Origin of the sequence: Gordonia lacunae (assembly GCF_002149015.1) — a bacterium.
Classification (GTDB): Bacteria; Actinomycetota; Actinomycetes; order Mycobacteriales; family Mycobacteriaceae; genus Gordonia; species Gordonia lacunae.
Genome location: NZ_NGFO01000041.1, coordinates 26211 through 36609, shown reverse-complemented (window position 1 = coordinate 36609; position 10399 = coordinate 26211). Strand labels below are relative to the sequence as shown.

General features: G+C 69.7%; 9 protein-coding genes. 4 read left to right on the top strand and 5 right to left on the bottom strand.

Annotation, left to right across the window (positions count from 1 at the left end):
- Both ypfJ and CA982_RS23695 read left to right on the top strand, forming a co-directional pair.
- The coding region (gene ypfJ, locus CA982_RS23700; protein ID WP_086537583.1) for a KPN_02809 family neutral zinc metallopeptidase at positions 1-824 on the top strand (824 nt) is incomplete at its 5' end.
- A complete protein-coding gene (locus CA982_RS23695; protein WP_086537582.1) occupies positions 821-2494 on the top strand; it encodes a DUF885 domain-containing protein in 1674 nt (557 codons plus the stop codon). The genes ypfJ and CA982_RS23695, both read left to right, overlap by 4 nt.
- Positions 2495-2509: 15 nt before the next feature.
- On the opposite strand, the gene CA982_RS23690 is transcribed toward CA982_RS23695, so the two are convergent.
- Complete coding sequence (locus CA982_RS23690) at positions 2510-3325, bottom strand: SDR family oxidoreductase (protein WP_086537581.1); 816 nt, start codon at positions 3323-3325, stop codon at positions 2510-2512.
- Positions 3322-3999: a hypothetical protein gene (locus CA982_RS23685; RefSeq protein WP_086537580.1), complete on the bottom strand. Its 678-nt coding sequence runs from the start codon at positions 3997-3999 to the stop codon at positions 3322-3324. Before CA982_RS23685 ends, CA982_RS23690 begins: the two co-directional genes overlap by 4 nt.
- Positions 4000-4112: 113 nt before the next feature.
- On the opposite strand from CA982_RS23685, the gene CA982_RS23680 reads away from it, so the two are divergent.
- The gene (locus CA982_RS23680) at positions 4113-4790 is read left to right on the top strand and encodes a TetR/AcrR family transcriptional regulator (protein WP_086537586.1); all 678 of its coding nucleotides are present in this window, start codon (positions 4113-4115) and stop codon (positions 4788-4790) included.
- A gap of 12 nt (positions 4791-4802) precedes the next feature.
- On the opposite strand, the gene hisS is transcribed toward CA982_RS23680, so the two are convergent.
- Both hisS and CA982_RS23670 read right to left on the bottom strand, forming a co-directional pair.
- A complete protein-coding gene (gene hisS / locus CA982_RS23675) occupies positions 4803-6068 on the bottom strand; it encodes a histidine--tRNA ligase (protein WP_086537579.1) in 1266 nt (421 codons plus the stop codon).
- Complete coding sequence (locus CA982_RS23670) at positions 6065-6805, bottom strand: MBL fold metallo-hydrolase (RefSeq protein ID WP_086537578.1); 741 nt, start codon at positions 6803-6805, stop codon at positions 6065-6067. Before CA982_RS23670 ends, hisS begins: the two co-directional genes overlap by 4 nt.
- A 235-nt stretch (positions 6806-7040) precedes the next feature.
- On the opposite strand from CA982_RS23670, the gene CA982_RS23665 reads away from it, so the two are divergent.
- Entirely contained in the window at positions 7041-7961 is a 921-nt protein-coding gene (locus CA982_RS23665) for a peptidylprolyl isomerase (RefSeq protein ID WP_086537577.1), read from the top strand.
- Between the two features lie 38 nt (positions 7962-7999).
- On the opposite strand, the gene CA982_RS23660 is transcribed toward CA982_RS23665, so the two are convergent.
- A complete protein-coding gene (locus tag CA982_RS23660) occupies positions 8000-10381 on the bottom strand; it encodes a RelA/SpoT family protein (RefSeq protein ID WP_086537576.1) in 2382 nt (793 codons plus the stop codon).
- Between the last annotated feature and the right edge of the window lie 18 nt (positions 10382-10399).

Here is a 10399-nt window from a genome sequence, read left to right as displayed (position 1 = left end):
GCAACGTCTCCGGCGGTGGCGGGGGCGGCGGGGGCCGTATCGCGCTGGGTGGTGGTGCGGGGCTCCTCATCACGATCGTCGCCCTGTTCTTCGGCGTGAATCCCGGCGATCTGCTCGGCTCCGGCGGTCCGGCGCCCGGGGCGTCGTCCGACGCCGCGCAGATCCAGCAGCAGCTGGACTCGTGCACCTACGAGATGGCGAACGAGAACACGATCTGCCGGATCAAGGCGACCACCGTCAGTGTCGACTCCGTGTGGTCGGACCTGTGGCCCGAGTACAAGCCACCGCAGACGGTCGTCTTCGCCGACGCGGTGAACACCGGGTGCGGCTCGGCGAGCTCGGCGACCGGCCCGTTCTACTGCCCCGCCGATTCGACGGCGTACTTCGACCCGACATTCTTCGCCCAGCTCCGGCGCATGGGCGGCAGCGACGGGCCCCTCGCGCAGGAGTACGTCGTGGCCCACGAGTACGGGCACCACGTCCAGAACCTCACCGGCGCCCTCGCGAAGGGTCAGCGGATGGGCTCGCAGGGACCGCGCTCGGGTTCGGTCCGGGTCGAGTTGCAGGCCGACTGTCTGGCCGGGGTGTGGGCCCACCACGCCGACGACGGGCCCGACGCACTGCTGGCACCGATCACCGAGGATCAGATCGCGAGCGTGATCCAGACCGCGAAGGCCATCGGCGACGACACCATCCAGGGCCCGGGTTCCAATCCCGAGGGCTGGACCCACGGCTCGGCCGCGCAACGCACGCGCTGGTTCACCATCGGCTACCAGGCGGGCGACCCGAATCGCTGCGACACGTTCGCCACCGACGACCTGTGAACGCCGGCGACGCCGCCGGCGCGCGCCGGCCCACCGCGGTCGACGCGATCGCCGAAACCCACCTCGACCGGCTGTGCACGCTGGATCCGCTGTTCGCCACCGAGATCGGTCACGGCGAGCACGACGACCGGATGACCGACTTCTCCGCGCAGGGGTGCGCCGAACGCGCCGAGGTCGCCGCGGGCACCCTGTCCGCGCTGGCGGGCGCCGACGTCACCGATGCCATCGACCGCGTCACCGTCGCGACGATGAGCGCCTCGCTGCGCCGTGAACTCGCGCTCGCCGACGCCGGGGAGCACATCGGCGCCTGCAACGTCATCGCGTCGCCGCTGCAGGCACTGCGCGACGTCTTCGACCTCATGCCCACCGACAGTCGTGAACAGCGCGAGGTCTTCCTGTCCCGGCTGACCGCGATCCCGGCCTCGCTGACCGGCGTCGTCGACGGTCTGGCGCATCGGCTTCGGCACGGCCCGCCGCCGGCCCGCCGGCAGGTGGAGGCCGTCGCCCGGCAGGCGGATTCGGCGGCCGACGCCATCGGCGGCACCACCGCGCCGATCGCTGCCGACCCGGCGCTGGCTGGCACGCTCGCGACCGCGCTCGACGCCGCGCGCACCTCGTTCGGGACGTTCGCGCACTACCTGCGCACCGAGGTTCTCGATCACGCCCTCGACGACGACGCCGTCGGCCGCGACCGGTACCTGCTGCACCTGGCGGCGTATCTGGGTGCCGATGCGGATCCCGACGATGCGTACGCCTGGGCGATGACCCGCCTGCAGCAGATCGTCGCCGAACAGCAGGAGATCGCCGAGGGTCTCCTTCCGGGACAGGGCGTCGCGGCGACCCTCGCCTGGCTGGACCGGCAGCCGCAGTACCAGATCCACGATCGCGCCGAATTCGTCGACTGGATGCAGGCGACCTCCGACGCGGCGGTCGCCGGCCTCGCGGGGACCCACTTCGACCTCCCGGCCCGGCTGTCCCGGCTCGAGTGCCGGCTCGCGCCGTCGTCGACCGGCATCATCTACTACACCCAGCCCAGCGAGGATCTGGCCCGGCCCGGCCGCATGTGGTGGGCGGTGCCCGACGACCAGACCGTCTTCCACACGTGGCAGGAGAAGACGACCGTCTACCACGAGGGCGTCCCGGGGCACCATCTCCAGCTCGGGTCGGCGATCGTGGATCCGGACCTCAACTCGTGGCGCAAACTCGCCTCGTTCACGTCCGGGCACGGCGAGGGCTGGGCCCTGTACGCCGAGCGCCTGATGGACGAACTCGGCTGGCTCGAGGACCCGGGCGATCGCATGGGCATGCTCGACTCCCAGCGCCTGCGCGCCGCGCGGGTCGTGGTCGACATCGGCGTCCACTGTCGCCTGCCCGCACCCGAGTCCCTCGGCGGCGGGATCTGGGACGCCGACAAGGCCTGGTCGTTCCTGACCTCGTCGGTCGCGATGGATCATTCGGTGCTGCGCTTCGAACTGGACCGCTATCTGGGCTGGCCCGGCCAGGCCCCCTCCTATGCCCTCGGCCAGCGCGTCTGGGAACAGACCCGCACCGCCGCACTCCGCCAGCACCCGGAGTGGACCCTCAAGGACTTCCACTCGCGCGCACTGGCTCTCGGCGGTGTCTCGCTGGACGTCCTCGCGGCCGAGGTCGCCGGCCGGCCCGCCGGCTGAGGCCCGCACGGACCGTCAGGACGCCCGACTGCGGTCCAGGTACGCCTGCCGCTGCCCCTCGTCGAACGCGCCGTAGTCCGCACCCCCGACGAACCGCTTGAGACGCCACATGATCGGCGACGGGATGAGGTCCTCGAGGATGCCGATCGGCGCGAGGTGGCGCGGGACGGTGACCTCCCCGCGGCCGTGGCCGGCGCTGCCGACGATCGCGGCGGCGACATCGTCGGGTTCGAGCGTGGGCTGCAACCTCAACCGGACGCCCGCGGTCAGATCGGTGCGCGTGGCCGCGGGCAGGATCGTCGTCATCGTGACGCCCGTCCCGGCGAGCTCGGCACGGATCGCCTTCGACAGCGCGACGACGCCGAACTTCGACGCGCAGTAGGTCGCGATCCCGGGTGTGGTGACCTTGCCCGCCATCGACGACACGTTGACGATGTGGCCGCGCCGGCGCTCGATCATCCCGGGCAGCACGAGGTGGGTGCCGGTGACGACGGCCCCGAGGTTGATCGCCAGTTCACGGTGCAGCCCCGCGAGATCCTGGTCGACGAAGCGGCCCATGTGCTGGATGCCCGCGTTGTTGACGAGCATGTCGATCGGTCCCGTCGCCGCCGCGGTGTCGACGAAGGCGGCGAACGAGTCGACATCGGTGACGTCGAGGCGAACTGCGCGGGCCCTGCGTCCGAGTCGCTCGGCCGTGGCGGTCGCGGCGTCGAGATCGCGGTCGCCGATCCACACGGTCGCGCCACGCTCGACGAGTGCGGCGGCCGTGGCGGCACCGATACCCCGGGCTCCCCCGGTGACGCACACCCGCGCGCCCTGGAGTGCGATCACAGCGGGCTGCCGATCGGGTGGCGCAGGGCGAAGTACGCGATCAGGCGGATCTCACCGCTGCTCCGGAACAGCAGCGCCCGGCCGAGGTACACGCCCGGGACGAGTTCGACGATCTCGTCCCGGGTCCTACGGATCGGGAACGTACGCACCCCCGGGTTCCCGTACTTCGGCACCCCGTAGTCGAGCGCGCGCACGCGCACCGTCGGCTCGATGAGTCCGACGCTCGGCTCGTGGTCGAAGTGGAAGCCCTCCATCTCGCCGTCGACCCGGCGCAGGCCGAGGTAGCCGGCGGTGATGATCGGCATCACCAGCGCGGCGATGGGTGAGAGCCGGTTGAGGCCGGTCCCCGCACGCTGGTCGAAGGACTTGCCCCGCCACGTCGGATCGATTCTCATCAACGGGTTCGCCAGCGCCGCCTCGGGAATCCCGAACAGCTTGCCCACGATCAGTCCCTCCAGCTTCCCGTCGAGGTCCTGCGGGTCGCCTCCGGCTGCGAAGAGCCTCGAGAGCGCCTCCCGGTCGTCGCGCCCACCGAGCTGCCGAAGGAAGTCCCATGCCGCGCAGCGCGCCCGGATCGGGCTGTGATCGGCGAGGGTCCGCAGTTCGGTCAGCATCTGGAGCTCCGTCGGGCTCGCCTCGTCGACATCTCGTGCGGTGTTCGGCTCTACGCTCATCACGTCTCCTATCTGGCACCGTTTCGTGCCACTTAATGTGGTACCAGAATGTGCCAGATGGGGTGCGGACTGTCAACGCCCGACTCGGCCCGGCGGGATGGAAGGATGAGCCGGTGAGTTCGACCAGCACCGACCGGAGCTATGGCGGCGAATCCGCGGCCGGGCGGACGGCGCGCCGACGCGCCGCTCTCGTCGATGCCGCGGCGACGGTGATGTCCGACGGTCGATGGCGGGCCGCGACGGTCGCGGGTCTCTGCGCCGACGCGCAACTCAACAAGCGCTACTTCTACGAGAGCTTCCCCGACCTCGACGCCCTGGCCGATGCGGTGATCGACGACATCTCCGGCGAGGTGGTCCAGGCGGCCGTCGGCGCCTACCTCGGCCTACTCGACCGTCCGCTCGCCGACCAGGCCCGCGGTGCCGTCGACGCCGTCGTCGGGGTCCTGGGCACCGACCGACGCAAGGCGCGGATCCTGTTGGGCGGCGCGGCCGGGACCCCCGCCGCTGATGAACGGCGCACCGAGGCCATGACCGGCCTGACCGCCGTCCTGATCGAGCACGCACGGACCATCCACGACGTCGAACTCGAGGCCGACTCCCTGGCCCGGACCGCCCCCGCCTTCGTCATCGGCGGCAGCGCGCAAGCGATCCTCGCGTGGGCCGAGGGCACCCTGCCGGTCTCCCGGACCGACCTCGTCGACGACATCAGCGCCCTGTGGCTCGCCCTCGGCACCGCCGCCAGCGAGCTGGCACGCTCACGCCTGGAATCCGGCACCCACCGGGTGGAATGAGGCGCGCGGGTCTCAGCCCAGCAGGCGACGGACCTCGGCGACCACGTCGCCGAGGGCGATCCGGTGCTGTTCGCCGTTGCTCAGGTCCTTGATCTCGAGCTGCCGCTCGGCCAGTTCGTTCTCCCCGAGCACCAGCGCGAGCCGCGCCCCCGAACGGTCGGCCGCCTTCATCGCGCCCTTGAGCCCGCGATCGCCGTACGCGAGATCGACGCTGACCCCGGCAGCGCGCAAAGCGCCTGCGACACCGACGAGTTCGGCCTTCGCCGCCGACCCCAGCGGGACTCCGAAGACCTGGCAGCGGGCTGCCTCGGTACCCGCGACACCCTCGGCCTCCAGCGCGAGCATCGTCCGGTCGACGCCGATCCCGAACCCGATGCCGGAGAGGTCCTGCTTCGCGCCGAGCTGACGCATCAGACCGTCGTAGCGGCCGCCGCCGCCGATGCCCGACTGCGCACCGAGACCGTCGTGGACGAATTCGAACGTGGTCTTCGTGTAGTAGTCCAACCCGCGGACGAGGCGCGGATTGATCTCGTAGACCACCCCGAGCCGGTCGAGGTGCGCGAGAACGAGATCGAAGTGCGCCTTCGCATCGTCGGACAGGTAGTCGATGAGAAGTGGCGCACCCGCGGTCGCCGCCTTGATCTCGGGACGCTTGTCGTCGAGGACCCGCAGCGGGTTGATCTCGGCGCGCATGCGGGTCGCCTCATCGAGGTCAAGGCCGAACAAGAACTCCTGCAACGCTTCTCGATACCGCGGACGGCTCTCGTCGTCGCCCAGCGAGGTGATCTCGAGCCGGAATCCCGTCAGACCGAGGCGCCGGTAGCCCTCGTCGGCGATCGCGATGACCTCGGCGTCGAGCGCCGGGTCGTCGACGCCGATCGCCTCGACCCCGACCTGCTGCAACTGGCGGTAGCGGCCGGTCTGTGGCTTCTCGTATCGGAAGAACGGACCGGCATAGCAGACCTTCACCGGCAGCTGACCGCGATCCAGGCCGTGCTGGATGACCGCCCGGACCACCCCGGCAGTGCCCTCGGGACGCAACGTCACCGACCGGTCGCCGCGGTCGGCAAAGGTATACATCTCCTTGCTCACCACATCGGTCGACTCGCCGACCCCACGCGCGAACAGCGCGGTGTCCTCGAACACCGGCAGCTCGATGTGGCCGTAGCCGGCACGACGGGCCGCGTCGGTGAGCGTGTCCCGGACCCTCCGGAAGTCCGCCGAGTTCGGCGGGAAGTAGTCCGGGATGCCCCGGGGGGCCTGAAATGCTCCGCTCACAGTCCGTGTCGTCCCTTCGGTCGTGTGCTCTGGCTGTCGAGTCCGGTCAGGAAGGGATTGCTCGCGCTCTCCTGGCCGATCGTGGTCTGGGGTCCGTGCCCGGGCAGCACCAGTGTCTCCGCGGGCAGCGGCAGCAGTTTCGCCGCGATCGAGTCGAGCAACTGCTGATGGTTGCCACCCGGCAGGTCGGTCCGCCCGATCGACCCGGCAAACAGTACGTCACCGGCGAAGCAGACCCCGACCACCGCGGGCGTGTCGGGCCCGGCCTGGTCGCGGGCCTCGTCCGGCACGTCGACCTCGACGCCGAGCAGCACCGAGCCCTGCGTGTGTCCGGGCGCGAGGTCGACCGAGAACGAGATCCCGCCGAGTTCCACCGCCTCACCGTCGGCGAACTCGATCACCTTCTCCGGCTCGGTGAACACCTCGTCCCCGATCATCGCGCCCAGAGCCCGTCCGATACCCAGGCCGGGGTCGGCGAGCATCGGGCGGTCCGCTGGATGGATGTAGGCCGGAATCGAGTACTCGTCGCAGAGTTCCGTCGCGTTCCAGGTGTGGTCGAGGTGACCGTGGGTGAGCAGAACCGCCACCGGGGTGAGGTCGTGTTCGGCGAGCACTTCGCGGACCCGGGGCGCCGCGTCCTGACCCGGATCGATGATCACCGCGTCCGATCCCGCCTCGGCGGCGACGATGTAGCAGTTCGTCTGGAACATCCCGGCGGGGAATCCGGTGATGAGCATGATGCTCCTCGGGTCGGCACGGACAGGACGACGCGCACACGTCGAGCCCCATTGTTGCGTAGGCGGCATGGCTCGCCACCCGCCGCACCCTGTTCTCAGGTACAACTGGCACACTTGCCCCCGAGTAAGTGACATCCACGACGATGTCGGCACAGCCGTGCCGACAGATCGTCGGCACTCCGTGCGGTGCAGCAGATCGGCACTCCGTGCCGGGATTTCAGGAGGATTCACCCGCGTGTCCAGCAATGAGGAGCGCCGCGAGGCGGCCAAGCGGAAGCTCGAAGAACGCCTCGAGACCGAGCGCCTCGCCCGGCGCAAGCGGAAGATCGTCATCGCCTCCGTGTCGACCGCAGTCGTGGTGGCCGTGGTCGCAGGCGTGACGGCCGTCGTCGTGAAGAAGATCATGGACGACCGCGAAGCCGCCCGCTGGACGACCTGCGCGTACGAGGACTCCCCGAGTCGCTTCGACCAGCTGCCCGATCAGGTCCCCGACACCGTCCCGGCCGATCAGCGGCCGCAGTACCAAGCCGAGCTCGACGAGCTGAAGGCTGCCGCGAAGAACGAGCGGACCTCCCCCAAGCCCGACGAACGGGTCCTCAAGTCGGGCACCGAACAGGCAACGTTCGTCACCAGCCAGGGCACCCTGCCGATCACGCTCGAACGCGACGGCGCCCCGTGCAACACCGCGGCGGTGACCTCGCTGATCGAGAACAAGTTCTACGACGACTCGACCTGTCATCGCATGACCACCAGCGAGACGCTGAAGATCCTGCAGTGCGGCGACCCGACCGGCACCGGCATGAGCGGGCCCGGCTGGACGAGCCCCGACGAGCCGCCGACCGGCCTGCAGCCGGCCGGACAGCCGGATCCGTCGACCGGCTCGCAGCCCGTCACCTACCCGCGCGGGACGATCGCGATCGCCAACAGCAGCCAGGGCGGACAGAATCCGAACACCGGCTCGAGCCAGCTCTTCATCGTCATCAACGACAGCCAGCTCGGCCCGGATTACTCGATCGTCGGCAAGGTCGACGAGCCCGGTCTCGCAGTGCTCGACAAGGTCTACGCCGGCGGCATCAACCCCGGCCCGGTCGGCAGTCAGCCCGGTGACGGCGAGCCCAAGCTCCCGGTGACCATCGAGACCGCCACGATCGACTGACGCCCGGTCGGACGCCTGCCCGCTCGGCAGGCGTCCGGTCAGGCTGCGGAGGTCACCCGATAGACGTCGTACACGCCCTCGACGTTGCGCACGACGTTGAGCACGTGGCCGAGATGCTTCGGGTCGCCCATCTCGAAGGTGAACTTGCTGATGGCGACCCGGTCGCGGCTCGTCGTCACCGACGCGGACAGGATGTTGACGCGTTCGTCGGCGAGCACCTTGGTCACGTCCGACAGCAGCCGGTGCCGATCGAGTGCCTCCACCTGGATGGCCACCAGGAACACCGATTCCGGCGACGGGGCCCACGACACGTCGAGGATGCGTTCCTCTTGCTGCCGCAACGATTCGGCGTTGGTGCAGTCGGTGCGATGCACGCTGATCCCGCCACCACGGGTCACGAATCCCAGGATGTCGTCGCCGGGCACCGGGGTACAGCACTTGGCGAGCTTGATCACCACGTTGTCGATGCCGTCGACCATCACGCCCGCGTCGCCGCCCTGGCGCGACCGGGTCGGCATCGTCGACGGTGTCGACCGCTCGGCGATCGCTTCCTCGGCATCCTCGATGCCACCCAGTGAGGCGACCAGCCGGTTGACGACATGCCGTGCGGAGACGTGGTTCTCACCGACCGCGGTGTACAGCGCGGTCACGTCGGTGTAGCGCAGTTCGCGCGCGATCGCCGACATCGATTCCGCGCTGAGGAGCCGCTGGAGCGGGAGCCCGCCGCGGCGGACCTCCTTGGCGATGGCGTCCTTACCGGCCTCGAGGGCCTCCTCGCGACGTTCCTTGGCGAACCACTGTCGGATCTTGGCCTTGGCGCGGGGCGAGACCACGAAGGTCTGCCAGTCCTTCGACGGGCCCGCGGTCGGCGCCTTGGAGGTGAACACCTCCACCACCTCGCCGTTCTCGAGCGTGCGTTCCAGCGCGACCAGCCGGCCGTTGACCCGGGCGCCGATACATCGGTGACCGACCTCGGTGTGGACAGCGTAGGCGAAATCGACCGGCGTCGACCCGGCGGGCAGCGTGATGACGTCGCCCTTGGGGGTGAACACGAAGATCTCACGCACGGCGAGGTCGTAGCGCAGCGACTCGAGGAACTCACCCGGGTCGGCGGCTTCCCGCTGCCAGTCGAGCAGCTGGCGCATCCAGGCCATGTCGTCGATCTCGGCGGTATCCGACTTCTTGCCCGACTTGCGGTAACCGTTCTCCTTGTAGCGCCAGTGCGCGGCGATCCCGAACTCGGCTGTCCGGTGCATCTCGTGCGTACGGATCTGCACCTCGAGCGGTTTGCCCTCGGGGCCGATCACGGTGGTGTGCAACGACATGTACACCCCGAAGCGGGGCTGGGCGATGTAGTCCTTGAAGCGTCCTGCCATCGGCTGCCACAGCGAGTGCACGACGCCGACGGCGGCGTAGCAGTCGCGATCCTCCTCGCAGAGGATGCGCATCCCGACCAGGTCGTGGATGTCGTCGAAGTCGCGGCCCTTGACGATCATCTTCTGATAGATCGACCAGTAGTGCTTGGGGCGTCCTTCGACGGTGGCGTTGATGCGCGCACCGGCCAGCGCGTTGTTGATATCGGCCCGCACCCGCGCCAGGTAGGTGTCACGCGACGGCGCGCGGTCGGCGACGAGCCGGACGATCTCCTCGTAGCGCTTGGGATGCAGGATCGCGAACGACAGGTCCTCGAGCTCCCATTTGACGGTCGCCATGCCGAGCCGATGAGCCAGTGGCGCAATGACTTCGAGGGTCTCGCGCGCCTTGCGGGCCTGCTTCTCCGGCGGCAGGAAGCGCATCGTGCGCATGTTGTGGAGGCGGTCGGCGACCTTGATGACCAGAACACGCGGATCGCGGGCCATCGCGATGATCATCTTGCGGATGGTCTCGGCCTCCGCGGCGCTGCCGAGTGCGACCTTGTCGAGCTTGGTCACACCGTCGACGAGATGGGCCACCTCCGGCCCGAAGTCCTTCTCCAGCGCCTGCAACGAGTAGCCGGTGTCCTCGACCGTGTCGTGCAGGAGTGCCGCGATGAGGGTGGTGGTGTCCATGCCCAGATCGGCGAGGATCGTGGCGACTGCCAGCGGATGGGTGATGTAGGGATCGCCGGACTTGCGCTTCTGTCCGCTGTGCCGCTCGTCGGCGACGTCGTAGGCACGCTGCAGCAGCGCGACGTCGGCTTTCGGGTAGATCTCGCGGTGCAGGGTGACCAGGGGTTCGAGGACGGGACGGACCTGGCTGCGGGTCGCGGTCATGCGCCGCGCGAGGCGGGCGCGCACCCGGCGCGAGGCCGAGGCGGACGCGCCCGGCTGGATGGAACCCACCGCACCCGTGCCGCCCGGCCGGTCGGCACTCTCGGCCGTTGTCCCGGCGGTGTCCGCGGGGGTCACGCCGCGCTGCGCCGTGTCGGATTCATCGGGCATCAGCGGTCCTCCTCACGG